The 23,919-nt window shown below is 70.1% G+C and carries 30 protein-coding genes; 19 read left to right on the top strand and 11 right to left on the bottom strand.

Annotated features, from left to right (window positions below; translation table 11 throughout):
* Positions 1–60 precede the first annotated feature (60 nt).
* On the bottom strand, positions 61–915 hold the full coding sequence (locus H521_RS0110275; protein ID WP_040424449.1) for an alpha/beta fold hydrolase: 855 nt from the start codon (positions 913–915) through the stop codon (positions 61–63).
* A 91-nt stretch (positions 916–1,006) separates the two neighbouring features.
* Between H521_RS0110275 and H521_RS0110270 the strand changes: the two genes are divergently transcribed.
* On the top strand, positions 1,007–1,978 hold the full coding sequence (locus tag H521_RS0110270) for a GNAT family N-acetyltransferase (RefSeq protein ID WP_022892936.1): 972 nt from the start codon (positions 1,007–1,009) through the stop codon (positions 1,976–1,978).
* 36 nt (positions 1,979–2,014) lie between these two features.
* On the opposite strand, the gene H521_RS0110265 is transcribed toward H521_RS0110270, so the two are convergent.
* Positions 2,015–2,644, bottom strand: a complete 630-nt coding sequence (locus H521_RS0110265) for a TetR/AcrR family transcriptional regulator (RefSeq protein WP_022892935.1) — start codon at positions 2,642–2,644, stop codon at positions 2,015–2,017.
* 82 nt (positions 2,645–2,726) lie between these two features.
* On the opposite strand from H521_RS0110265, the gene H521_RS22755 reads away from it, so the two are divergent.
* Genes H521_RS22755 through H521_RS0110250 form a run of 3 tightly spaced genes read left to right on the top strand, consistent with a single transcriptional unit; the run spans position 2,727 to position 4,492 of the window.
* Complete coding sequence (locus H521_RS22755; protein ID WP_022892934.1) at positions 2,727–3,563, top strand: alpha/beta fold hydrolase; 837 nt, start codon at positions 2,727–2,729, stop codon at positions 3,561–3,563.
* 55 nt (positions 3,564–3,618) lie between these two features.
* Positions 3,619–4,170, top strand: coding sequence for a hypothetical protein (locus H521_RS22750; protein WP_156891372.1), 552 nt, complete (start codon positions 3,619–3,621; stop codon positions 4,168–4,170).
* A gap of 31 nt (positions 4,171–4,201) precedes the next feature.
* On the top strand, positions 4,202–4,492 hold the full coding sequence (locus tag H521_RS0110250) for a DUF1905 domain-containing protein (RefSeq protein WP_022892932.1): 291 nt from the start codon (positions 4,202–4,204) through the stop codon (positions 4,490–4,492).
* Between the two features lie 77 nt (positions 4,493–4,569).
* Here the strand turns inward: H521_RS0110250 and H521_RS0110245 are convergent, their stop codons facing one another.
* From H521_RS0110245 to H521_RS0110235, 3 genes are read right to left on the bottom strand one after another with little or no spacing between them, the layout of a single operon-like run.
* Entirely contained in the window at positions 4,570–4,950 is a 381-nt protein-coding gene (locus tag H521_RS0110245) for a hypothetical protein (protein WP_156891370.1), read from the bottom strand.
* Positions 4,951–4,957: 7 nt separating this feature from the next.
* The gene (locus tag H521_RS0110240) at positions 4,958–5,326 is read right to left on the bottom strand and encodes a PLDc N-terminal domain-containing protein (RefSeq protein WP_026482148.1); all 369 of its coding nucleotides are present in this window, start codon (positions 5,324–5,326) and stop codon (positions 4,958–4,960) included.
* 34 nt (positions 5,327–5,360) lie between these two features.
* The gene (locus tag H521_RS0110235) at positions 5,361–6,236 is read right to left on the bottom strand and encodes an LLM class flavin-dependent oxidoreductase (protein WP_022892929.1); all 876 of its coding nucleotides are present in this window, start codon (positions 6,234–6,236) and stop codon (positions 5,361–5,363) included.
* Positions 6,237–6,316: 80 nt separating this feature from the next.
* Between H521_RS0110235 and H521_RS0110230 the strand changes: the two genes are divergently transcribed.
* Positions 6,317–6,682 carry a hypothetical protein gene (locus H521_RS0110230; RefSeq protein ID WP_022892928.1) on the top strand — a complete coding sequence of 122 codons (366 nt, stop codon included), beginning with the start codon at positions 6,317–6,319 and terminating at the stop codon, positions 6,680–6,682.
* A gap of 87 nt (positions 6,683–6,769) precedes the next feature.
* Here the strand turns inward: H521_RS0110230 and H521_RS0110225 are convergent, their stop codons facing one another.
* On the bottom strand, positions 6,770–7,705 hold the full coding sequence (locus H521_RS0110225; RefSeq protein ID WP_022892927.1) for an aldo/keto reductase: 936 nt from the start codon (positions 7,703–7,705) through the stop codon (positions 6,770–6,772).
* Positions 7,706–7,814: 109 nt separating this feature from the next.
* Between H521_RS0110225 and H521_RS22745 the strand changes: the two genes are divergently transcribed.
* The gene (locus H521_RS22745) at positions 7,815–8,699 is read left to right on the top strand and encodes a LysR family transcriptional regulator (RefSeq protein WP_022892926.1); all 885 of its coding nucleotides are present in this window, start codon (positions 7,815–7,817) and stop codon (positions 8,697–8,699) included.
* Positions 8,700–8,762: 63 nt separating this feature from the next.
* Here H521_RS22745 and H521_RS0110215 read toward each other — a convergent pair whose 3' ends face one another.
* Entirely contained in the window at positions 8,763–9,530 is a 768-nt protein-coding gene (locus H521_RS0110215) for an SDR family NAD(P)-dependent oxidoreductase (protein WP_022892925.1), read from the bottom strand.
* Positions 9,531–9,706: 176 nt separating this feature from the next.
* Here H521_RS0110215 and H521_RS0110210 point away from each other — a divergent pair, with 176 nt between their 5' ends.
* A complete protein-coding gene (locus tag H521_RS0110210; protein WP_022892924.1) occupies positions 9,707–9,997 on the top strand; it encodes a DUF4287 domain-containing protein in 291 nt (96 codons plus the stop codon).
* Positions 9,998–10,000: 3 nt separating this feature from the next.
* Here H521_RS0110210 and H521_RS0110205 read toward each other — a convergent pair whose 3' ends face one another.
* Positions 10,001–10,612 (bottom strand): NUDIX hydrolase, encoded by a 612-nt coding sequence (locus tag H521_RS0110205; protein WP_022892923.1) that lies wholly within the window; start codon positions 10,610–10,612, stop codon positions 10,001–10,003.
* A gap of 365 nt (positions 10,613–10,977) precedes the next feature.
* Here H521_RS0110205 and H521_RS0110200 point away from each other — a divergent pair, with 365 nt between their 5' ends.
* Positions 10,978–12,138 carry a Cmx/CmrA family chloramphenicol efflux MFS transporter gene (locus tag H521_RS0110200; RefSeq protein WP_022892921.1) on the top strand — a complete coding sequence of 387 codons (1,161 nt, stop codon included), beginning with the start codon at positions 10,978–10,980 and terminating at the stop codon, positions 12,136–12,138.
* Here H521_RS0110200 and H521_RS22740 read toward each other — a convergent pair.
* Together H521_RS22740 and H521_RS22735 are read right to left on the bottom strand one after the other, a co-directional pair.
* Complete coding sequence (locus H521_RS22740; protein ID WP_022892920.1) at positions 12,058–12,549, bottom strand: DoxX family protein; 492 nt, start codon at positions 12,547–12,549, stop codon at positions 12,058–12,060. The genes H521_RS0110200 and H521_RS22740 overlap by 81 nt on opposite strands.
* Positions 12,550–12,602: 53 nt before the next feature.
* Positions 12,603–13,232 (bottom strand): CGNR zinc finger domain-containing protein, encoded by a 630-nt coding sequence (locus H521_RS22735; RefSeq protein ID WP_022892919.1) that lies wholly within the window; start codon positions 13,230–13,232, stop codon positions 12,603–12,605.
* 99 nt (positions 13,233–13,331) lie between these two features.
* Between H521_RS22735 and H521_RS0110185 the strand changes: the two genes are divergently transcribed.
* The 10 genes from H521_RS0110185 (at position 13,332) to H521_RS22725 (ending at position 22,872) form a co-directional block, all read left to right on the top strand.
* On the top strand, positions 13,332–14,600 hold the full coding sequence (locus H521_RS0110185) for an MFS transporter (protein ID WP_022892918.1): 1,269 nt from the start codon (positions 13,332–13,334) through the stop codon (positions 14,598–14,600).
* Between the two features lie 279 nt (positions 14,601–14,879).
* Positions 14,880–16,520 (top strand): ABC-F family ATP-binding cassette domain-containing protein, encoded by a 1,641-nt coding sequence (locus tag H521_RS0110180; protein WP_022892917.1) that lies wholly within the window; start codon positions 14,880–14,882, stop codon positions 16,518–16,520.
* Positions 16,521–16,591: 71 nt separating this feature from the next.
* Positions 16,592–17,080 (top strand): VOC family protein, encoded by a 489-nt coding sequence (locus tag H521_RS0110175; protein WP_022892916.1) that lies wholly within the window; start codon positions 16,592–16,594, stop codon positions 17,078–17,080.
* Positions 17,081–17,160: 80 nt separating this feature from the next.
* Entirely contained in the window at positions 17,161–17,838 is a 678-nt protein-coding gene (locus H521_RS0110170) for a class I SAM-dependent methyltransferase (protein ID WP_022892915.1), read from the top strand.
* Between the two features lie 50 nt (positions 17,839–17,888).
* On the top strand, positions 17,889–18,761 hold the full coding sequence (locus tag H521_RS0110165; RefSeq protein ID WP_022892914.1) for a CPBP family intramembrane glutamic endopeptidase: 873 nt from the start codon (positions 17,889–17,891) through the stop codon (positions 18,759–18,761).
* 108 nt (positions 18,762–18,869) lie between these two features.
* A complete protein-coding gene (locus H521_RS0110160; RefSeq protein WP_022892913.1) occupies positions 18,870–19,562 on the top strand; it encodes a DUF2306 domain-containing protein in 693 nt (230 codons plus the stop codon).
* Between the two features lie 4 nt (positions 19,563–19,566).
* The gene (locus tag H521_RS0110155; protein WP_022892912.1) at positions 19,567–20,697 is read left to right on the top strand and encodes a sensor histidine kinase; all 1,131 of its coding nucleotides are present in this window, start codon (positions 19,567–19,569) and stop codon (positions 20,695–20,697) included.
* A complete protein-coding gene (locus H521_RS0110150) occupies positions 20,694–21,362 on the top strand; it encodes a response regulator (protein WP_026482146.1) in 669 nt (222 codons plus the stop codon). Before H521_RS0110155 ends, H521_RS0110150 begins: the two co-directional genes overlap by 4 nt.
* 50 nt (positions 21,363–21,412) lie before the next feature.
* Complete coding sequence (locus H521_RS25045; protein WP_022892910.1) at positions 21,413–22,054, top strand: hypothetical protein; 642 nt, start codon at positions 21,413–21,415, stop codon at positions 22,052–22,054.
* Between the two features lie 74 nt (positions 22,055–22,128).
* Complete coding sequence (locus H521_RS22725; protein ID WP_022892909.1) at positions 22,129–22,872, top strand: YcnI family copper-binding membrane protein; 744 nt, start codon at positions 22,129–22,131, stop codon at positions 22,870–22,872.
* 121 nt (positions 22,873–22,993) lie between these two features.
* Here the strand turns inward: H521_RS22725 and fosX are convergent, their stop codons facing one another.
* Entirely contained in the window at positions 22,994–23,437 is a 444-nt protein-coding gene (gene fosX / locus H521_RS0110135) for a FosX/FosE/FosI family fosfomycin resistance hydrolase (protein WP_022892908.1), read from the bottom strand.
* 75 nt (positions 23,438–23,512) lie between these two features.
* Here fosX and H521_RS0110130 point away from each other — a divergent pair, with 75 nt between their 5' ends.
* The gene (locus H521_RS0110130) at positions 23,513–23,908 is read left to right on the top strand and encodes a nuclear transport factor 2 family protein (RefSeq protein ID WP_022892907.1); all 396 of its coding nucleotides are present in this window, start codon (positions 23,513–23,515) and stop codon (positions 23,906–23,908) included.
* Positions 23,909–23,919 lie beyond the last annotated feature (11 nt).

The raw sequence follows: 23,919 nt of genomic DNA, 5'->3' as shown, positions 1-23,919 counted from the left end.
TGCGACACCGGCCCGAGGCAGCACCGCCCGCGGGCGAGGTGCGCGTGCCGAAGCTCGGGCTCAGCGAACGGGTTCGGCGAGGAACGAGGCGACCGTCGAGGCGAACTGCTCGGCGTCGTCGAGCCATGGGAAGTGCCCGGCGCCGGGCTGCACGGTGAGCTCGGCGCCCGGAAGCAGTGCCGCGTACTCGACGACCATGGGCGGCGGCGAGTTGAGATCGACCGCGCCCGCGACGAAGAGCACGGGCGCCGAGAACCCGGCGAGGCCCGCACGCGTGCCCTCGGGGTCGAAGGCGCCATCGGCGCCGAACACGGCCGCGGCCTCGTCGTTGCGGTGACGGTCGTCGGCGTCGCGATGCGCTTGCGCCGCGGCATCCCACCGCCCGTAGTAGAACGGGTCGATGGCCGACCAGCTGTCGTCGGTGGCCTCGCCCGCGACGATCGACTGCAGCGCGGCGAATGACGCGTCGAACCACGGCTCGTCGGCTCGCAGCCGCGCCGTGTCGAGCCGCACGTCGGTCGTGACGATCAGGCCCACGGCCGAGGCACTCGGTGCGATCAGCACGAGTCGGCCGATGCGGTCGGGGTGCCTGGCGGCGTGCGCGACGGCGACGTTGGTGCCGGCGGAATGGGCCAGCAGGTCGAACTGCTCGAGTTCGAGGTGCTCGCGGAGCGCCTCGATGTCATCGACAAGCCGGTCGCACCGGTAGGTCGAGAGGTCGGAGGGGATGCCAGAGGCGCCGGTGCCCCTCGGGTCGAGCATCACGAGCCGGCGCTCGGCCGCCAGCCCGCCCAGGTCGCCGAGATACACGGAGTCTTGCATCGGCCCGCCCGGCACGCAGACGAGCAGAGGGCCCCGCTCTCCGTGCAGGTGGTACGCGAGTTCGGTTCCGTCAAACGCAGCGAAGGTCGGCATCGCGTCGATCATGCCAGCTGGCGCCGATCGACGTCGCCCGTTCTCCACAGGCCCGCCGACCGGTCGTCTCGCAATCGATAGCCTCGCTCACATGCCCGAACTCTCCGACTCCCGTCGACCAGCCGAGCCCGCCGTCGAACTCCGCCACCTGAGCGGCCCCGACGAGATCGAACTCTTCAATCGTCTGCCCTACACGCTCAACGACGAGCTCGCCGATGACCTCGAGCAGGGGCGACGTCGCCCCGAGTGGATGTGGCTCGCGTTGCGAGACGGGCAGCCGGTCGCGCGCGCCGCGTGGTGGAAGGCACCGGATGCCGCGGAGCCCGAGCTCTTCGACATCCTCGACTTCGACGAGTCGCTCGCCGACGACGAGGCCCTCTCGATCGGCGGCGCGCTCCTCGACGCGGCTCGCGCCCACGTGCTGCGCGGCCTCACGCAGCAGCCCGAGTACGGGCGCTACCTGCCGGCCGACTGGCGCGAGCAGCCCGCGACCCGCCGCGGCACTGAGCTGCGCATGGCGCTGCTCGAACGCCTCGGGGCGCGACTCCTCGTCGAGCGCCTGCGCCTCGAGTGGCAGCCGGGCACCCCGATCGCCGAGCCCGACCCGCGACTGAGCTTCCGCCCCGCAGCATCCGATGAGGAATGGCTCGACCTCTTGACGCGCGCCCTCGATGGCACGCTCGACGTGCACTGCCGGGAAGACCTGGCCCGCATGACGCCTCGCGAGACGGCGCTCGGACAGTGGCAGAACGAGTTCGCCCGGTTCTCGAGTCCGCGCGAGTGGTGGCGCGTCGCCGAGAACGCCGAGGGCGAGGTCGTCGGCTTCGTGCTGCCGGCGCGCAACTCGTATCACCACATCGTGGCGTACCTCGCGGTGCTGCCCGAGCACCGTGGCAACGGCTACATCGACGGCATCCTGACCGAGGGCACGCGGGTGCTCGCCGAGGCTGGCGCGCCGCGCGTGCGGGCATCGACCGACGTGCCCAACGTGCCCATGGCACGCGCGTTCGAGCGCGGCGGCTATCGCAACTTCGAACGCACGATCAACATGGGCTGGGACTGACGAGCCGCGCCCGGCGTCGAACGTCGCGAGACGGCCTCAGACGCCGTAGGCGGCGAGGAACACCCGGGTGACGTGCGCAGCGTGCCGGCGCAACACCGCCGGCTCGGGAATCGCCCCGTCGCCGAGCAGCATCGCCTCGTTCATCGGCGCGCCCATCACGAGCCAGTTGAAGGTCGTCGCCGCTTCGAGCGGCTGATCCACGGCGAGGAGGCCGCGCTCGGCCAGCGACGTCATGACCTCGGCGAGCGAGCGGATGGCGCGGTCGGGGCCGTTCTCGTAGAGCGCCGTGGCGAGCTCGGGAAACCGGCCGACCTCGCCGATCACGAGTCGTCGCAGTTGCAGCAGCCGCGGTGTCATCACGACCGAGAGTTCGTCGACGGCATAGCGCTCGAGGAACCCGGCGACGTCGCCGTCTGGCGCCGGCATCTCGTCGAGATCATGCAGGCCGTCGCCCGCGCCGCCGGTCATCGATGACACGAGTTCGACGAAGAGCGCCTTTTTGCTGCCGAAGTGGGCGTACACCGTCTGCTTCGACACCTGCGAGAGCTCGGCGAGCTCGTCCATGCTCGTGCCGAGGTAGCCGTGGCGCAGGAACAGCTGCTCGGCCGCGGCGAGCATGGCGAGGTGCTTGCGCTCCGATTGTGTGGGTGCCTTCGCGACGGCCATGCATGCTCCCTTGACGTTTCGTACTAGACAGTCTAGTTTGAAGAAATCAAACTGGTCAGTCTATTTCGAGAAGGAGAACCAGATGTCCGAGTTCGTGACCACCTCCAACGGCGACCGCGTCGCCTACGACCGCCGAGGCGACGGCCCGGCACTGATCTTCGTCGCCGGCGCCGGCCCGTGGCGCGAGATCGACCCCGACACCACGCGCACGGCCGAGCTCCTGGCCGAGCGCGGCGTCACCACGATCGTGTACGACCGCGTCGGTCGCGGTGAGAGCGCGACCGGCGGCGTCATCACGCTCGAGCGCGAACTCGCGGCAATCGAGGCACTGATCGGGGTCGTCGGCGGTCGGGCAGCACTCTGCGGTCACTCCTCGGGCTGCTCGATCTCGCTGCGTGCCGCGGTCGACGGGCTACCCGTCGCCGCGCTCGCCCTCTGGGAGGCGCCGCTCGCACCGCCGAACAGCGGCGCCCGCGAGTGGGCCGACGAGGTGAACCGGTGGATCGACGCCGGCGAGAACGCCGCCGCTCTCGACGAGTACATGAAAGACATGCCGCCCGAGATCCTCGACGTCGTGCGCAGCATTCCCGCCATGGTCGAGCAGGCGCCGAGCCTCCGCCCCGACGGTGAATCGCTCGCGTGGGCAGAGTCGGCACCGCACGCGCAGCTCTTCGGCGGCATCCGGGTTCCGGTGCTCACGATGGTCGGCGAGGCGACCTACGACATCATGACGCCCGCCGCCGAATCGATCACTGCCGCCATCCCCGGCGCGAGCTGGAAGCCCATGCCCGGCAGCGAGCACAGCTGGGAGCCCGAAGCCATGGCCGCTGAGCTCGCCGCCTTCGTGCATGCGACACACGCCGCCGATCCGGCCGCAAGCGCCACCACAGCCACCATCACCGCCACCGCCACGAACTGAGCTCGGGGGTTTTCCGGATGGCTCGACCGACCACGCGCTCCATAGCGTGGAGGGCGTGAACTCCAGAACCTTCCTGCGCACGTGGCTCGCGTGCCTGATCGGGTGCATCCCGCTCCTCGTGCTCCTCCTCATTCCGCAACTCGTGCGCAGCCGGGCGAGCGACGAGCGACTGCTCGCCCTCGGCGTCGGCCTGCTCCTCCTGCTCGTCACCGCCGCGTTCGTGCTGGCACCGGTGATGTCTGCGTGGCTCGCGCCGGTTCGCGAGTCGTGGGTGCCGCAAACGGCACTGCGGGTCGCGGCCTCGGTGTGGCGCCAGAGCACGGGCGGTGCCGTGATCGCCCTGCTCGCCGGCATCGCCATCTATGCCGGCGGCCAAGCGGCGGGCTACTGGCTCGGCTCGGTGGTGCCGTACGTCAGCGACAACCCCGACTTCGCCGCCGACCCGAGTCAGCAGCGATGGCTGATCCACTACCCGGCGTTCGCGCTGCAGGCGATCGTGCTCTACCTCGCCAGCACCCTCGCCGTCGCGTTCTACGGCTGGCGCGTGCGCTCGCTGCATCTGCACCTGCACCAGGCGACGGCGAGCGCAACGGCGTCGCATGTGTAGTTAGGCAACGTCGGGTCCGTATTCTGAAGCGGTGGAACTGACGTTCACCGGCGAGATCTGGTTCTGGCGCGGCCCGGCACCCTGGCATTTCGTCACGGTGCCGCCCGACGAATGCACCGCGCTCGAGACGATCGCGCCGCTCGTGACCTACGGCTGGGGCATGGTCCCCGTCACGGTGCGCATCGGCGGCAGCGAGTGGGCGAGCGCACTCTGGCCGAAAGACGGCGGCTACATCGTGCCCATCAAGGCCTGGGTGCGAGAAGCCGAGGGCCTCGACGTCGGAGACGCTGCCACCGTTCGATTGGCGGTAGCCGCACCGTAACGCGTCACGTCCGAAATAACACCCGGGCGCGGATTCACGAGCTGAGGCGCGTCCTGAAGCAGCCGTGATCGTTGCGCTCAAGCTTCAGCCGTGACAGCGTTCCTCAGCTCACTCCCGGAACGAACGATAATGACGCCGTCGTTTGCGAAGTTCTCGGGAATCGACTCAGCGTGATCATCCGCAACGATGCAGAGCGGGCCGCCGACCGGCATGATCACCCAGCTGCCGGCGACAGCAATGTTGAAGATCGCGTCCCAAGCAAGGTCGCCTTCGATGTGGTTGAACATCAACCCGCTCAACGGCGCCTCGCCGGCACCGTACACGGCGGCTGATCCGTCAGCGGTCATAAGGTTCTCGCCGCGCGCGTCGAGCAGTGGCGCAAGTACGTGTCTACCCACCGAATCGCTGCGATCAGCAGGAGCATCGGAAAAGTCTTGAAGGTAGACATCGAGGCTCATGGCGTCGTCAGCTCGCCGAGCCGCCCTCGGCCTCGCGCTTGAGGCGCTCGAGTTCGGCCCGGCGCTGGTAGTACTCGATCTCGCGGTCGAGGTCGGCGAGCTGCTGCTCGGTCGAGCTGACCTGTTGCACGGGCGGGCGCTGAGCCGGCTGCGAGCGCGTGGCGATGAGCGTGCCGATGCCCTCGTTGGCCGAGGCGGCGCCGTACTCACGGCCGATGATGAACCACAGCAGCGTGCCGATGAGCGGCAGGAGAACGACGAGCAGGATCCAGCCGAACTTCGGCAGGTGCCGCACCTGCGAGTCGTCGCGCATGATGATGTCGATCAGCGCGATCACCATTGCGGCGATCAGAATCACGGGAAACACGGCAGCCATGGCCGTCAGCATATTGGGCGGTGCACGCCCGGCGCTACGACGCGAACTGTCGGGCGACGTCGCCGACGTGCCCCATGAAGGCCTCGAGGTCGGGCTCGTCGGAGGTCGGCTGCAGCACCACGGCGTCGACCCCGGCAGCGAAGAACCGCTCGGCGACCTCGGCCACGGCGGATGCGTCGCCGACGGCGGCCAGACGCTGATCTTCGGGCATGTTCCACGTCGTGAGTTCGCTCGCCACCCGCGCCTCGGCTTCGGCGCCGCCGAAGCCCGCCATGAGATAGACGACCGTCTCGCTGCCGCCGTCGCGGCCGGCTTCTGCACGGCCGGCGGCGATGGCGGCAACCGCCTGCGCCGCACGCTCGACCGACGTGCCGCCCGTGAGCACGGTGCCATCGGCCACCTCACCGGTCAGGTGCAGGGTCTTCGGACCTTCGCCCGCCGCGTACACGAGTGGAGCCGTGGCCGGCGGCCAGTCGAGTCGCACGCGGTCGAGCGTGACGTAGCGGCCGCTCGCGGTGACCTCTTCGCCAGCGAGCAGCTGCCGCAGCGCCGGCACGTATTCGCGCATGAGCGTGAGCGGTGAGGCGACCCGGCTGCCGGTCTGCGCCATCCAGCGCTGCACACCGTGCCCCACGCCGGGCACCAGGCGCCCCGGGAACATGCGCTCGATCGTCGCGATCTCCATGGCGGTGATCGCCACGTTGCGCAGCGGCATCGGAGCGACGCCGATGCCCACCCGCAGGCGTTCAGTCCACGCGAGTGCCGCGGCCGCCGAGGCGAAGGCGGACTGCTGGAAGCAGTCCTCCCAGAGCCAGAGCTCGGGCACTCCCCCGGCCTCGGCGGCCTCGACCGCGGGCCGGAACTGCTCAGGTGGGAACGCGGGCTGGAAGATCGCTCCGATTCGACGCATCCTCCCACTCTGGCAGCACCCACCGGCAACTGAGATCGTCGTCCACCGAGCGGATGCCGCGGTCGGGCATGATTGGGGCCATGACGGACCTTTCCGCGCCCCCCGTCGAGCCCCGCCCGAGCACCAACTTCCGGCTGCTCGGGTTGATCGCCTTCGTCGTGGGGATTGCGAGTGTCGTGATCACCCGGCTGCTCGGACTCGTCGCACCGTTCCTGATCAGCACCGCACTGCCGATGGCGTACGAACTCATCAGCACGCTCGGTCTGGTCGCCAATGTGCTCTCGCTCGTGCTCGGCATCGGAGCACTCGTGCTCGGCCTGATCGTGCTGCTGCGGCGCGACGCCCCGAAGGGGTTCGCCGCCGCCGGCGCCGCACTCGGCGGTGCAGAGGTGTTCGGCGCATTCATCGGACTCGTTCAGACCGCCACGTACTACCTGGGCGGCTGATCGGGCAGGGCACTCGGGGGAACCGCCTGTACGAGATCGATGTCCGCGACGTCATCCGTTGATCGGCTGAGCCGGCACGGCGCCGCGTCAGGGCACTCGGTACCCGGCGGTGCGGAACAGCTCGTACCACTCGGCACGCGTGAGCGGCACATCGGACCCCTGAGCCGCGCCGGCCACGCGCTCGGGGGTCGTCGTGCCGAGCACGACCTGCATGTTCGCCGGGTGGCGGGTGATCCATGCGGTGGCGATCGCGATGGCAGGTACGTCGTACTTCGCGGCGAGGCGGTCGATCGCGGCGTTCAGCTCGGGGTACTCGGCCGAGCCGAGGAAGACGCCCGTGAAGAATCCGGCCTGGAACGGCGACCACGCCTGGATGGTGATGTCGTGCAGCCGGCAGTAGTCGATGATGCCGCCGCCATCGAGGGTGATCGACTGCTCGAGCCCCTGCATGTTCGCAGCGACGCCCTCGGCGATGATCGGCGAGTGCGTGATCGACAGCTGCAGCTGGTTCGCCACGAGCGTCTGCTTCACCGACTTCTTCAGCAGGTCGATCTGCCGCGGGGTGTGGTTCGAGACGCCGAAGGCGAGCACCTTGCCGGAAGCCTCGAGCTCGTCGAATGCGCGGGCGACCTCGTCGGGCTCGACGAGCGCGTCGGGGCGGTGCAGCAGCAGCACGTCGATGCGGTCGGTCTCGAGTGCGCGCAGCGAGCCCTCGACGGACTCGATGATGTGCTCGTACGAGAAGTCGAAGTAGGGGCCGTCTTTCACGATGCCGGCCTTGGTCTGCAGGGTGATCTCGTCGCGCTGCGCCGGGGTCAGCTGCATGGCCTCGGCGAAGCGCCGTTCGCAGCCGTGCAGCTCGTCGCCGTAGATGTCGGCGTGATCGAAGAAGTCGATGCCGGCGTCGCGGGCCGAGCCGACGAGTTCACGCACGGCGTCGTCGCTCATCTGCTGGATTCGCATGAGTCCGAGCACGACGTTGGGCGCGGTGAGGTCGCCGCCACCGAGGGGAATGGTCTTCACGGTCTGCTCCTGAGGCTGTCGGTTCCGGATGTTGCGGATTCACCCTATGGAGCCGCAAGCTAGAAGTCCAACAACTAGTGGTCATGCGATTCAGAAGGAATGCCGATAGATGGACCTGCGTCAGATGGAGTACCTCGTCGCCCTCTCCGACGAACAGCAGTTCACCCGCGCCGCAGCGGTGTGCGGGGTGTCGCAGTCGGGCCTGTCGGCGGCGATCCGCGGACTGGAAGACGAGCTCGGCACCACGTTGTTCAACCGCACGACGCGTCGCGTCGAACCGACCGACGCGGGCCTGGCGCTGCTCCCCCATGCACGCACGATGCTCGCCCAGGCGGCGGCGGCACGAGACGCGGTCGTACGCGCCACGCACGAGCTGTCGGGCAGCATCCGGGTGGGCGCCGAGCAGTGCCTCGGCTTCGTGGATGTCGCGGCGCTGCTCGAGCGCGCCCGGCGACGCTACCCCCTGGTCGACCTCGACTTCACGCAGGCCGGGTCGCACGAGCTCATCGCGCGGGTGCGCGACGGCAGCCTCGACCTCGCGTTCGTCGCCGCAGGCGACCGGCTCGCGCGCGTGCGCCGCATCGAGCTCGGGCGTCGCCCCCTCGTGCTGCTGTGCCCTCCGCAGCATCCGCTCGCCGCTCGCACCGCCCTCGACTGGGCCGACCTGCGCGACGACGACTTCGTCGACTTCCAGGAATCGTGGGCGGTGCGTTCGCTGAACGACGAGGCGTGCCTGGCGCACGGCGTCGCCCGACGGGTGCGGTGCACGGTGAACGACGTGCACACGCTGCTCGACCTCGTGCAGCGGGGCCTCGGCGTGGCCCTCGTGCCCCAGCACATCGCGGCCAAGCCACAGGCCGCCGGACTCGTGGCCGTGCCGTTGCCGTCGACGGCGCCGCAGTGGGTCGTGTCGGCGATCACGGGCGAGCCGTCCGCGGCATCCGCCTCGCTGCTGCTCGAATTGCTCGACACGGAGCTCGCGCTGAACGCCTGATCTCGTCGAGCCCTCGACTGCTTCATCCGAGCCGGGCCGCGAAGACCCACGCACTCCCGCTGCTCACTGCTCGCGATAGTTCCACATCAGTCCGCCGTCGACCGTGATCGTGCTGCCGGTCAGGTAGGCGGCACCCGGTGAGATCGCGAAGCTGACCGCCTCGGCGACCTCCTCTGGCGTGCCCATGCGCCCCGCCGGGATGTCGTCACGCAGCGCCTGCAGCTTCGCCGGGTCGTCGAGCAGGCTGTCATTGATCGACGTGCGGATGGCGCCGGGCGCGATGTTGTTCACGGTGATGTCGAGCGGCGCGAGCTCGACGGCGAGGTCGCGCGTGAGCATCTTGAGACCGCCCTTGCTCGCGCAATAGCTCGCGAAGTTCGGAAACGGCAGCTCTTCGTGCACCGAGCTGATGTTCACGATGCGCCCGCCGCCGCCGCGCTCGCGAACGTGGCGCGCGAAGGCCTGCGCGAGAAAGAACGGCCCCTTGAGGTTGACGCCGAGCACGAGGTCGTAGTCGTCCTCCTCTGCGTCGAGGAACGCGGCGTGACGCTGCACGCCCGCGTTGTTGACGAGCACGTCGATGCGCCCGAACGCCTCGACGCCGGCGTTCACGAGCCCTCTGGCCTCGGCCACCCTGCTGACATCGGTCGGCACGTAGACGGCGTCGGCGCCCGCTGAGCGCAGCTCGGCCATGGTCTGCTCGGCATCGGGGTGATCGGCGAGATCCGCGACGATCACCGCAGCTCCGTCGCGTGCGAGCCGAAGCGCGATGCCTCGGCCGATGCCGCGCGCAGCGCCCGTCACCAGCGCCACCGTTCCCTCGGATGCCATGCCACCCCCGCTCGTCTCGGAACGAGTGAGTCTACGCAGCGGACGCGGCGGCGGCACCCCCTCGTCTCGGGCGAACTTTCGACCGAGGTCGAAACATTGGCGGTGGGATGCCGCGTGGCGGGAGTCTGGTCATCGACACCCGCCACGCGGCATCCCACCGCCCGAAGGAGCAAGCAATGTCATTTCAGGCCTACCTCGACAACATCGAGAAGAAGACCGGACTCACCCCGCGCCAGCTCGTCGATCAGGCGCACGAGAAGGGCTTCGGCGAAGGCACGAAGGCGACACCGATCGTGGCGTGGCTGAAGGAGGACTACGGCCTCGGCCAGGGCCACGCGATGGCGATCGTGCACGTGGTCACGAAGGGCCCGCAGATCAGCACGAAGCACGTCGGCACCGACGGCGTGCATCGAGACAGTGTCGACACGCTCTGGCTCGACGGTGCCGCGACGAATCCGAACCCGTAGACCTCAGCGACTGAGCGAATCGGGCTCGACGATGCGCTCGGCGTTCCACGCCTCGGCCCAGCCGAGCTCGTCGAACATGCGCGAGAGCACCAGGGCGGTGAAGCCCCACACGACGCGGCTTCCGACCGTGAACGCCGGCGACCGGTAGGTGCGGTTCTCCCACGTGTGCTGCGTGTTCGCGCGATTGGCCGGGTCGAGCAAATCGGCGACGGGCACCCTGAACACGTCGACCGACTCGTCGTGATCGACGGCCGCGACCTCGGACGGGCGCGTCCACCACGCCGGCACCGGTGTGACGAGATGGTTGCTCGCCTGCACCGGCATGGGCGGCAGCGTGCCGAGCGCCTCGATGCCGTCGGGTTCGACGCCGGTCTCCTCCTGCGCCTCGCGGATCGCGCCGGCGATGGGGCCGTCATCGGATTCCTCGAGCCGCCCACCGGGAAATGCGATCTGCCCGGCGTGGCTCGTCAGGGTCGCCGCACGGCGCAGCAGCAGCACGTCGAGGTCGCGCGGCACGGCCGCTCCGGTGCGAGCCGGCACCGAGTCGAGCACGCCGAACAGCACGAGCACCGCCGCAGGTCGTGCAGCTGCGACATCCGCCCGCTCTCGTGGCACCCCCGGGTACCATTCGAGCCCGCGTTGGCAGAGGGCGATGAGCTCGGCGCGAGCGTCGGCGATGGCGTTCAGGGTTCCTCCCGAGCCGGGCGAAGTGGCACGAGAGCCATCCTCCCATCGCCCGCTGACAGCGACGGCGGCGCGTCGGGCCGGCAGCCGACGCCCGGCGTGCGATGAGGCCCCGCCCTCGCATACAGTGGCGGGGTGAGTTCTCCCGAAGCATCCAGGGTCGAGCTGCCGGCACGCCGGTAGCTCCTACCCCAGTTGCGCCCGTCTGCGGCGCGATCTTCGGTGAACCCGATGCGGTTCTGCGAGCACTGACGTGCCGGTCGTCGTCGACCGTCACCTCACTCCGGAGCTCACTCATGCCACCCATCGTCATCCTGCTCGCCATCGCCGTCTTCGCACAGGGCACCTCTGAATTCATGCTCGCCGGCCTGCTGCCCGGCATCGCCACCGACCTCTCGGTCTCCATCCCGCAGGCGGGGTTGCTCACCTCCGCCTTCGCCGCCGGCATGGTCGTGGGCGCGCCGCTCATGGCCGCGCTCAGCCGTCGCTGGTCGCCTCGGGTCGCGCTCACCGGATTCCTGCTCGTGTTCATCGCGATGCATGTCATCGGCGCCCTCACCGACAGCTTCACCGTGCTGTTCTCGACCCGCATCATCGCCGCCCTCACGAACGCGGGCTTCCTCGCCGTGACCCTGTCGACCGTCTCGACGCTCGTTCCGGCGGATCGGATGTCGCGGGCGCTGTCCGTCATCCTCGGCGGAACCACCCTCGCGTTGATCGCCGGGGTTCCTGCCGGTGCCGCCGCCGGCGCGTTGCTCGACTGGCGGGCGGCACTCTGGGGAGTCGCGCTCATCTCGGTGCCGGCGCTCGTCGCGGTCGCCCTGTGGGCGCCGAACCGCTCGGCGTCGGGGCCGGCTGCAAGCGCGGCGAGCCTGCGCAGCGAGCTCCGTGTGCTGCGCCGGCGTTCGCTGCAGCTTCCGCTGGCGCTCGGAGCACTCGTGAACGCCGCGACCTTCTGCGCCTTCACCTACCTCGCGGCCATCGTCATCGAGGCCACCCGGCTCGACGCCGGGGTGATGCCGTTCGTGCTCGCCGTCTTCGGGCTCGGCGCCTTCGTCGGCGTCTGGACGGCCGGCCGCTTCGGCGACCGGTTCGGCTCGCGCATCGTCAGCCTCGGCAGTGCCTTGCTCCTGACCGGCTGGGTGACCCTCGCCGTTGTCTCGACGCAGCCTGTGGCGCTGTTCGTGCTCGCGTTCGCACAGGGGGCGCTGTCGTTCGCCGTCGGCAGCACGCTCATCGCCATCGCGCTTCGCGCCGCCGACGGAGCGCCGACGATGTCGGGCTCGTACGCCACCGCATCGCTGAACGTCGGGGCCGCGATCGGCCCGATCGTCGGCGGGCTGGCCTATGCGACGGTGCTCGGGCCGACGGGGCCGCTAGTCGTGAGCGCGGCGCTCGTGCTCATCGCCATTGTGCTCGCCGTGCTCGGAGCGCGATTCTCGGCAACGCCGCGGTGACCTCGGTGACACCGGTGCCGTCGACCAGAGTGCCACTGCCACGAGCAGCGGCTGGAACAGCAGGCGGATGCCGCGTGCACGGTCGGAATCGAGGCCGAACGCTTCTCGCTTCTCGGTGAACTGCGCGATGTTGCCCGGGAAGATCGCGGTGAAGAACGCCGCCACGACCCATCCGACGCGCCGGCGCTCGCGGGGCAGTGCGATGAGTGCGCCGCCGAGCCCGATCTCGACCGCACCCGACGCCACGACCACGGCATCGGCGTCCATCGGCACCCACGACGGCACTTGCGACCTGAACTCCTTGCGCGCCCAGAAGAGATGACTGAACCCCGCGAAGAGGAGCGCGGCGGCGAGCGCCAGCCGAGCGATCGTGCGCGGTGCGGTGCTCGTAGGAATGTCGCTGCGTGCCATCTCGACCTCCGTGGGTGGGTACGCCCACACTACGTCGTCGGGTCGAGCGCCCGTCAGACCCCCGCGGCCCCGTCCTCGGCCTCGGCCTCGCGCGAGCGCGCGTAGTACTCGCGCACCCGGTTGCGGTTGCCGCAATCGGAGGCCACGCACCAACGCCGGTTGTGGCGCGGCGACGTGTCGAGGTACACCCAGCCGCACTCGGCGTCGGCGCACTGGCCGAGGCGGTCGAGGTCGCCGCGCAGCAGTAGGTCGACGGCGGCGAGCGCGATGCGGCGCCGCGGCAGCGAGAGGGCAGTGGGGAATGCCCACTGCCAGCCCGCATCGGTTGCGCGCTCGAGTCGGCCGGCCGCCACGGCGTCGGCGTGCTGCGACACGATCGGCGTGGTCTGCGCACCCCGGTAGGCCGCTTCGTAAATGGCCTCGCGCAGCTCGATGACCCGTTCGAGCTCCAGGCGGGCGCCCGCGACGTCGTCGGCAGCGATGCATTCGAGCTCGCGACGAAGCGGTTCGTCGACGAGGCCGTGTTGCGTCGCCCAGCGCAGCACGCTCGCGTAGTCGGCGAGATGTTCGATGCGCCGCTCGGGGTTCAGTCGCCACGAGACGGTGTTGACGAGATCGAGTGCGGGGTCGCCCGAGATCTGGGAGTACTCCTGCAACGGAGTGGTGGCGACGACGGAGAGCACCTTTCCATCCTAATGGATGGATCATGGTTTACACATGTGAACTTTCATGGGACGCTGTAACGCATGCAGCTTGAAACACCCATTAGATCGCTCAGAGGCGTGTCAACACCGACTTCATGGCGTCGCGACTTCGGCTGGCTGTGGACGTCGCAAGGCGCATCCGTCGTCGGCGAGCAGATCGGGCAGGTCGCCATTCCCCTGCTGGCCGTTCTGATGCTGCACGCCTCTGCCGCCGAGCTCGGCCTGCTCGGCGTCGCGCGCTGGCTGCCGTTCCTGCTGCTGGCCCTGCCGCTCGGCGTGCTCGTCGATCGCAGCCGCCGCCGGCCGCTCATCCAGACCGCAGACTGGGCGCGGGCCGCACTCAGCCTCGGCATCGCCGCCGCCGCGCTGACCGGCGCCTTGTCGCTGCCCATGCTCGCGCTCATGGTCGCGGCGATCGGATGCTTCACGGTGCTGTTCGAGGTGTCGTACCAGTCGGTCGTGCCCGGCGTCGTGCCGGTGCACGCGCTGCCGCTCGCGAACGGCCGCTTGCAGGCAACGGCCGCGGCGTCCGAGATCGGCGGCCCCGGACTCGGCGGCGTCATCGTGCAGCTCGCGACCGCCCCCTTCGCGGTGCTCGCGCACGGCCTTGCCTTCGTCGTCTCCGCCCTCGCGATCGGCCGCATCCGCACGCCCGAGGCGCGACCGATCGGCACAACCGACTTCCGCCGAGACCTGCGCGAGGGCTTGCGCTTCGTTCGCCGCGATCGGTACCTCGTCGCGAACCTCGGCTTCTCGGCGCTGTACAACCCGTTCGCCGAGTGGGTACTCGTGCTCTTCACTCTGCACGCCGTGCAGACTCTGGGGCTCAGCCCGGTCGAGATCGGAATCGTGCTGGCGATCGGCGCTGTCGGTGCGCTCATCGCGTCGGTGCGCACGGATGCCGCGGTGCGCCGTTTCGGCGCAGGGCGGCCCCTCATGTGGTGCGCCGCGATCGAGTGCGCCGTGCTGCTCGCGATTCCGCTCGTCGACGTCTCGTGGGGGCATCCACTCGTCATCGTCGCGCTCGGCGCGATCTTCGCGCTCAACGGCGCCGGCATCGCGATGTCGAGCGTGATCCTCGTCACGATCCGTCAGCTCCGCACGCCCGACCGGCTCCTCGGCCGGGTCAATGCGAGCATGCGCTGGATCACGTATGGAACCATCGCGATCGGCGCCGGCGCGGGCGGTCTCGTCGGCGAACTCCTCGGCACTCGCGCCGGGCTCGCGATCGGAGCCGTGCTCGGGCTTGCCACCGTGGTCTGGGTCGCCCTCTCACCCCTGCCGCGGGTCGGCGACCCGGCCGAGCTCGCCATCGACGAACGACGAGTCTCCGCACCGGTCGGGTGAGTCGGCACGGCTCCGGGTCTGGCATGCCGTCGCAGCGGCTGCTACCCTCGACGCGATGGGTACCCTGATTTACTCCTAGTGGCGAGCCGTGTCGAGCAAAGCTCCACGGCCTCTGTCTGAATCGCGCACGCGCTTCGAGCGTGCCGCCTCCAGCCACCACTGATCACTTCGGTTCGTAGCCGTCGACGCCGCGTCGCACCCGCCCCCGGGCGGCATCCGCGCTCCCGTCGGTCGGCGACCGCTCGCACGCGAGCGATCGAGCCGGGAACGGAGTTCCCCATGTACCCGAGTCAACTCTCACTGCACGCCGTGACCAAGCGCTTCGGCGCCCGCGTCGTGCTCGACCGCATCGACCTCGCGCTGCGACCCGGCGAACGCGTCGGCATCATCGGCGACAACGGATCGGGCAAGTCCACGCTGCTGCGCCTCATGAGCGGCGAACTCCAGTCCGACGCCGGCGAGGTGACCCGAGCCGTGCCGGGCGGCATCGGCGTGCTCAGCCAGGTGCTCGAGTTGCACGCTGTCGCGACCGTGAACGACGCGATCGATGCGTGCTCGGCCGAACTGCGCGACCTCGAGCGCGCCGTGCGCGCCGCCGAACACGGGCTTGCCCACCTCGACGGCGCGGCCCTCGATGCAGCGCTCGCGAGCTACGCCGAGATGACGGAGCGCTTCGAGGCGCGCGATGGGTATGGTGCGCCGGCTCGCCTCGATGCGGCGATGAGCGCGCTCGGCGTCGGTGGTCTCGATCGCTCGCGCTCATGGGCGACGCTGTCGGGCGGCGAGCGTTCCCGCGTCGCGCTCGCGGCGACCCTCGCGGCGAACCCCGAGCTGCTGCTGCTCGACGAGCCGAGCAACGACCTCGACGACGCCGCGTGGCAGTGGCTCGTGGATCGCCTGCGACACCACGAGGGCACGGTGGTCGCCGTGACGCACGATCGCGCATTCCTGCAGGTCCTCACCGAGGTGATCTGGGAGGTCGACGACGCATCCGTCGCCCGCTACGGCAACGGCTACGCCGGCTACCTCGTGGCCAAGGCGAGCGAGCGCGAACGCCATCGCCTCGCCTATGAGGCATGGAACGCCGAGCTGGCCCGCAACCGCGACCTGGTTACGGCGAATGCGGGGCGCCTCGCCGCGATTCCGCGAAAGCTCGACAAGCCAGGCATGGGCACGGGTGCGTTCCGGGCGCGCGGCCGCGACCACGGCGCGATGGGCCGCATCCGCAACGCGAAGGAGCGCGTCTCGCGGCTGCTCGACGATCCGGTGGCGCCGCCGGCGCAGCCGCTCGCCTTCACGCCGGCGCTCGATCGGCCGGGCCCGGTCGAGCCTGCGGTTGCCGTGAGTGCCGCGGCCGCCGCCCCGCTGCTGCTCGAACTCTGCGGGGTGCGCGTCGCCGCAGCATCCGTCGACGAACTGCAGGTCGCTCCCGGCGGGCGAGTGCTCATCACCGGTCGCAACGGCGTCGGCAAGACGAGCCTGCTGCGGGTCATCGCGGGCGAGCAGCGAGCGGATGCCGGTTCGGTCACGGCGACCCGGCGCATCGGCCATCTGCGCCAGCACAGCGGCATCACCCCGACGCAACGCACGCTGCTCGAGACGTATGCACGCGGCATCCGCGACGATGTCGACACCGCCGAGCGCCGGCTCATGGCGCTCGGGCTCTTCCACCCGCGCGACCTCGCCGTGCCGGTGGCCGGGCTCTCGTACGGTCAGCGCCGGCGGCTCGAGCTCGCGCTGCTCGTGAGCGAACCGCACGAGCTGCTCCTGCTCGACGAGCCGACCAACCATCTCTCCCCCGACCTCGTCGAAGACCTCGAACGAGCGCTCGAGCAGTTCGGCGGCGCGGTGATGCTCGTCTCGCACGATCGGCTGATGCGCGAGCGCTTCCACGGCGAGCGGCTCGAGTTGGCCGGGTAGTAGGACAGAAACTGACCGCTGCGGCGTTCAGTATCAGTGGACAACATCGACCAGCAGAGGAGCCAATCGAAATGACTGTCAACGCGATTCCCGAGGGCTACACGACCGTCACGCCATGGATCATCTCCCGCGACACGGCCGCCGTCATCGACTACCTCCGAGCGGCGTTCGGAGCGGAGGAACTCGGCCGTGTGAGCGACGCCCGCGGGGTGATCGGGCACGCGGAGGTACGCATCGGCGACGCGATCGTGATGCTCTTCGATGGCGACCCGAGCTGGCCGGCGACCCCCGCGTTCCTTCGGCTGTACGTCGACGACGCCCGCGCCGTGCACCGCCAGGCCGTCGAGGCGGGCGGTGTCTCGATCTCAGAGGTCACCCACCTGGCCTTCGGCGATCTCGTCGGGCGAGTGCGCGATCCGTTCGGCAACGTGTGGTGGATCCAGACCCGCGTCGAAGACGTGACGGTCGAGGAGATGGAGCGCCGTTTCGGCGACCCGGAGTTCGTTGCAGCGATGGAATACATGCAGCGACCAGAAACCCAGATCTTCCCCCGGGGCTGAACGCGAATTGCCGAAGCGGCAACGCGGCGTGCCATTCGTGCTGCGGCTCCGTACGCTCGTCGAGCAGCGGAAGGAAGCACATGACTGAGCACGACCACCGGCACGAGGCTGGCGCCGAACCGACCGAGATGTTCGAGCCCGAGAGCTGGGAAGAGCGATACTCGGGCGGCCAGAACGTGTGGAGCGGCAAGCCCAACGCGCAACTCGTGGCCGAGGCGTCGAAGCTCAGCCCGGGCACCGCACTCGACGTCGGCTGCGGCGAGGGCGGCGACGTGATCTGGCTGGCCCGGCAGGGGTGGCACGTCACGGGCGCCGACTTCTCGGCCAATGGGCTCGCCCGTGCCGCGCGACATGCCGAGGAGGCCGGCGTCGCCGACCGCACCGAGTGGTGGCAGGTCGACGCCCGCGAGTTCGCAGCCGACGGCCGATCCTACGATCTGGTCACGACTCACTTCCTGCATCCGCCAGACGGTGGAATGACGGATGTCGCGCGCCGGCTGGCGCACGCCGTTGGTCCCGGCGGGCACTTGCTCGTCGTCGGCCACGCGCCGTCGGGGGTGTTCACGCAGCTGACGAAGAGCCATCGCGACGCGATGTTCCTCGCCGAAGAACTGGTACCGGCGTTGCCCGCCGACTTCGAGCCCATCGTGGTCGAGCAGCGCCCGCGAACGATGGTGCGCGACGGCGTCACCCTCGACGTGCACGACGCCACGCTGCTCGCGCGCCGCCGACCGAGCCAAGGCACTTTCGAGCAATAGTCTTTCGGCAGGAGCTTCGGTTGCAGGGGCTGGATCCGAGGGGACAACTCATGACGCACCAGCAGCTCGAGTCGCGATCGGCCTGGGGGCGTTTCTGGGACCGCGGCGGATGGTGGAAGGCGCTCGTGCTCGCGGCCGTCTACTGGGGGCTGTACGAACTGGCGGGGCTCGCGATCGGTGCGCTCTTCGGCCACCTCGTCGACGAGAACGTGTACGCGAACGCGCAGAGCGTGCTGATCACCCTTGCCGCCCCCATCGTCGTCGCCGGCCTGCTGCTCCTGCTCTTCGCGTGGTCACTCGGATGGTTGAAAGAGCTCTTCGGCCGCCAGCCCATCCGCGGTTCGTGGTGGATGTGGGCGATCGTGATCGTGCTCGTGATCTTCAACATCCTTCGCTTCGTGAGCGTGGACTACGCCGCATGGGATGCCGGTGCCGTGGTCGCGGTGCTCGTCGCCGGCCTCTGCATCGGGTTCACCGAAGAGCTGGCCACCCGCGGCTTCGCCGTCGACCTGCTCCGCCGCGGCGGCTACGGCGAGCGATCCGTCATGCTGTTGTCGTCGCTGATCTTCGGACTGCTGCACTCGGGAAACATCCTGTCGGGCCAGCCGCCGCTCGTCGTCGCCTTGACCGTGGGGTACGCCTTCGCGTTCGGTGTGATCATGTACGTGACGTTGCGGGTGACCGGCAACCTGATCTGGCCGATCCTGCTGCACGCCTCGACCGACCCCAGCCTGATCCTGCTCTCCGGCGGCATCGACACGGCTGCCGATTCCTCCTTGCACCCCGGACCGCTCGTGGGCATCGCGAATCTCGAGAACGGTGCGGTCGTCGTGATGGCGGTCATCGCGATCATCTTCGTGCGCGGGCGCATCGACCGCACCGACGTCTACGGCCTCCGCGAACCCGAGAGGGCGCTTGCCTGAGCGACGGCGAGCCCGCGTCGTAGCCTGACGCGCATCGGCCGAACGGCCGAGGCGGTTCGGACCACGTGGCCGAAGCGGGCGTCGGCACTGTGGCGCCAGCATCGAGGCATGACCACTGCATCGAAGACGCGAACGCCACGTGCCCCGAGCCGACCACCCCGAGGGCGCCCCGAGTGGCTGGCCCCCGCGGGGCTCATCGCGCTCAGCCTCGTGCCGATCGCGGGTGGCGCCGCGCGTCTCACCGAGCTCACGGGCGGCGCGGCGGTGACCGCCGCCAACGCGCGGTTCTTCGACTCGCCCGCCCCCGTGATCGTGCACATCGTCAGCTCGGTCGTGTTCCTCGTGCTCGGCGCACTGCAGTTCGCGCCGTCGCTGCGTCGCCGTCGCTGGCACCGCATCGCCGGACGCATCGTGGCGCTCGCCGGGCTCATCTCGGCGCTCTCCGCGCTCTGGATGACACTCTTCTACGACATTCCGGCGACCGGCAGCGGAGTGCTCTTCACGATGCGCCTCGTCTTCGGCGCTGCGATGGCCGCCGGCATCGTCGTCGCCTTCCTCGCGATTCGCCGCGGCGACGTGCGCACCCACAGCGCCTGGATGACGCGTGCGTATGCGATCGGCCTCGGCGCCGGCACGCAGGTCTTCACGCTGCTCCCGTGGACGGCCGTGTTCGGCCCGCCCGCCGAACTCGCTCACGCAATGTTGATGGGCGCCGGATGGGTGATCAACCTCGTGATCGCCGAGGTCATCATCCGCCGCAGGGCACAACGGTCGGCGGCGGCACGTGCCCGCCTATCATGAGGGCATGACGAGCCCACTCCGCGCGTTGTGGGACGCACCGGCGGCATCACCCCGGCCGCCTCGCCGAGTCTGGCGCGACTGGCTGCTCGTCGGCGTCATTCCGCCCCTCGTGCTGATCGAGGCGGCAGCCCGGCCCGACGTGCCGTGGCGCTGGATCTGGGCGATCGTGCTCATCGCCCTCGTGCCAACGCTGCTGTGGCGCCGCACCCGGCCGCTCGCCATGGTCGCGATCGCCTTCGCCGTCGGCGCCGTGGTCAGCGTGGTCGTTGGCGGTGAGCCGCAATTCATCACGACCGCGTACTTCCTCGTGCTCGTCTACGCGGTGATGCGCTGGGGCACCGGTCGAGCGATGCTCGCGGGCGGCGCGATCGTCGTGGCCAATTCGTTCCTCTCCCTGCTGTACCGCGTCATGACGCCCGTCGACCTCATCGGCGGCCTCGCGGTGGTGGTGCTGACGGTCACCCTGGGCGTCGCGTTCCGCTGGCGCGCGTCGGCGAAGTCGCGCGAGCTCGACCGCGTGCGGTCGCTCGAGCGCGAGCAGCTCGCGCGAGACCTGCACGACACGGTCGCGCACCACGTGTCGGCGATCGCGATCCAGGCGCAGGCGGGCACAGCGGTGGCACCGCATGATCCGGATGCCGCGGCCGAGGTGCTGCGCGTCATCGAGGTCGAGGCGTCGCGCACGCTCGACGAGATGCGCTCGATGGTGCGGGTGCTCAGGCGAGCGGATGCCGCGGGGCTCGCGCCCGTGCCCGGCGCCTCCGACCTCGCAGCGCTCGCCCGATCGGAGGCTGGCGGCCCCGCGGTCGAGGTGCACGTCGAGGGCGAGTTCGATGCGCTGCCGCCGGCGGTCGGCGCCGCGGTGTACCGGCTCGCGCAGGAGGCGGTGACGAACGCCCGGCGGCACGCCCGCGGGGCGACGCGCGTCGTGGTGCGCGTGCACGTCGACGGGGCCGGGGTTCGGCTCGACGTTCGCGACGACGGCGCGCCCGCGGCATCCGCTCTGCCCGGCTACGGGCTCACCGGCATGGCCGAGCGTGCTGCGCTGCTGGGCGGCACATGCCAGGCGGGCGCGATTCCTGGTGGCGGATGGGCCGTGACGGCCGTGCTGCCGCGGGCGGGATGGTCGGCATGAGCGTGCGGGTGCTGATCGCCGACGACCAGGAGCTGATTCGCGCTGGGCTGCGCATGATCCTCGACGCGCAGCCGGGCATCGAGGTCGTCGGCGAGGCATCCGATGGGGCAGCGGCCGTGGCGCTCGCGCGACGCATCCGACCCGATGTCTGCCTGATCGACATTCGGATGCCGGTGACCGACGGTCTCGAAGCGACCCGGCAGCTCGCGGGGCCCGGCGTCGCCGACCCGTTGCCCGTGGTCGTGATCACGACGTTCGACCTCGACGAGTACGTCTACGCCGCGCTGCGCGCCGGCGCCCGCGGCTTTCTGCTGAAGAACGCCGGTGCCGTGCTGCTCAGCGAGGCGGTGCACGCCGCTGCTCGAGGCGATGCGCTCATCGACCCGAACGTCACCGTGCGCCTCATCGAGGCGTTCGCCGGTTCCGCCGCCGAGCCGGCAACCGACCTGTCGTCGCCGCTCACCGAGCGCGAGGAAGACGTGCTCGCCGCCGTCGCTCGGGGGCTCGGCAACGCCGAGATCGGCAGCGAGCTGCACATCTCGCTCAGCACCGTGAAGACCCACCTCGCGAGCATCATGACGAAGGTCGATGCGCGCAATCGCGTCGAGCTCGCGATCTGGGCGCACGAGCGCAAGCGCCGCAGCTCGCCGCCGCATCAGCCGTGATCCGCCGCATTGCGCTTCGGCAATCGATGCCGCAACCGTAGACTCGCAGGGTGCAGATCCGTCGTGGCGCTCAGGTGATGCGGGCGCTCACCGTCGCCGGCACCGCGATCGTGTTCGCCTCGCTCGCGCACACGGTCGGCGGGGGCTCGCCGCCCGGGGCCGTGACCATCGCGTTGGCCCTGGCGTTCTCGGCGCCGTTCGCGATCGTGATCGTCGGCGGCCGACAGAGCACGCCGCGCGCGGCGCTCGCCGCCGTCGGTGCCCAGCTCGCGCTGCACGCGCTCTACTCGCTGACCCCGAGGGCGGGAGCGATCGGCTCTGCGCCTGCCCCGTCGCCGGCTTCCGGCCAGCACCACTCATCGGGCGCGGGGTCGTTCTTCTCGAGCGCCGCTCCCGTGCACGATGAGCACTTCGGCCCCGCCATGCTCGTGGCACACGCCGTCGCCGCCCTGCTCACGATCCTCGCGGTGGCGCTCGCCGATCGCATGCACGACGCCGTGCGCTTCGCGGCCCGCGGCATCCGAATCGCCCGCATCGTGCTCGCCGCACCGCTCGTGCCGCCACTGCGGGCGCATCTCGCGCCGGCCGCGCCGCGCGACGTCGGCCCCGATGCCACCTCTCTGCTCTGCACTGCTCTGCGGTACCGCGGCCCGCCACGTCAGCACCTCGCCGCGCTCGCGGCGACACGCTGACACATCCGCATTCGCGAACGCTACGAACCACACGTCGATCGTGTGCCCGTTCGCACACCCCTGAAAGCAGAGACATGAACCCCAGGATTCGCACGACCCTCGCCGCCGCCCTCGCCCTCGGCGCAGGCACCGCCCTCGCGCTCGCCGCCCCGCTCGCGGCGAGCGCCCACGTCAACGTCGACCCCAGCGACACCGCCGCCGGCGCCTACACCGTGCTGAGCTTCGGCACACCGCACGGCTGCGGCGAGAGCCCCACCACGCGGCTCACGTTCACGATGCCCGAGGGCATCGACCGGGTCACTCCCACCGTCAACCCGGGCTGGACGATCGAGAAGGTCGTCGAGCAGCTCGACGCGCCGCGCAAGGACTCGCACGGCGCGAACATCACCGAGCGCGTGAGCTCGGTCGTCTACACGGCGGTCACCCCGCTGCCGAGCGAACTGCGCGACGTCATAGAGCTGTCGCTGCAGCTGCCGGCGGATGCCGCGGGCGAGACCCTGGCCTTCCCGGTACTGCAGGAGTGCACCGAGGGCCAGACCGACTGGAGCGCCATCGCCGAGGCGGGCGAGGCGGAGCCTGAGCATCCCGCCCCCGTGGTCACGGTCACCGAGGCGACGGGCGACGGCCACGGCGCGGCGGTCGCAGCGGATGCCCCGGCCGAGCACGAGGCCGACACCACGGGTGCGGCGGCATCCGAGAACGCCACCGGTTCGAGTGACGACGTGCTCGCACGGGTGCTCGGCATCGGCGGCCTGCTCGTCGGTGCGATCGGCGTCGTGCTCGCGATCACCGCGCGACGGGGCAAGAAGCAGGCGTAGCCTTCGGCTCGAATGCGGCGAGCGCCCGGCCGCCCTCCTCGTGGGGGCCGGGCGTTCGTGTCTGCATCGTCCGGTACTTCGGTACTTCGGTACCGCCGCTTACAGCAGGGCGGTTGCTGGGTCAGGGCGCGCCGTGGCCACCTGACGTGCTCGGCGAGTACTCCGCGAGTCGTTCGCGCAGCGAGCCGGCATGCAGCTCGAAGAGGTGACCGTCGTCGTCGTAGAAGTAGATGGAGTCACCTTCGCCCGCGACCCGCGAGCGCGGCGGACGGAGGTCGAGCCCGAGTCCGGCGATCGTCGCCCGCAGCGACTGCAGATCCTCCCGCTGCACCTGGAACGCGACGTGGTTGTAGGTGCGCGGCAGCTCCGAGTCACCGCGCATGATGGCGACCCACGTCGCAGCATCGCCATCGCCGATGAGGAAGAACCGTTCCTCCGAGAGCGAGAACGTCTCGGAGCCGCTGTCGTAGACACGCACTGCGCCGAGCACGGCGGTCAACACCTGCTCCATGCGGTCGAGATCGCGAACGATGAAGGTGACATGGCTGAGACCGGTGCTGTTCACCCGATCACGATACCCGCGGTGGAGCCGGTGCCTTGGTGATTGTGCGCGGCGGCAGACCGGAGCATTCTGAGAGGCATGAGCGACCGCGAAGAGTTCCTGGTGTGGCTGCACAGCGAGTTCGTGCGGGCCGAGCGTGCGATGTTCGACGGCGACGACGGCCCGCGCCGCGCGATCTGGTCGGAGGGCGAGCCGGTCACTGTGCTCGGTGCCTGGCGCAACGCCGCCGATCGCGCAGAGCTGGTCGACGCGTTCGCAGAGCTTTCGGCGAGCTTCTCGAACTGCGCCGACTACGCGTTCGAGTTGATCGCCTTCGACGTGCGCGGCGAGATGGCCTACACCGTGGGCTACGAGCGCGTCTCGGCGTCGATCGACGGAGCGCCGCGCACCTTCACCCTGCGCGCCACTCAGGTATACCGGCTCGAGCCGGTCGGCTGGCGCGTCGTGCACCGGCACGCCGACAAGGTCGCCTAGCGATGCTGCAG

The organism is Agromyces subbeticus DSM 16689 (assembly GCF_000421565.1).
Classification (GTDB): domain Bacteria; phylum Actinomycetota; class Actinomycetes; order Actinomycetales; family Microbacteriaceae; genus Agromyces; species Agromyces subbeticus.
The sequence above is the reverse complement of the archived record's forward strand: the minus strand, read 5'-3'. Positions and strand labels throughout refer to the sequence as shown.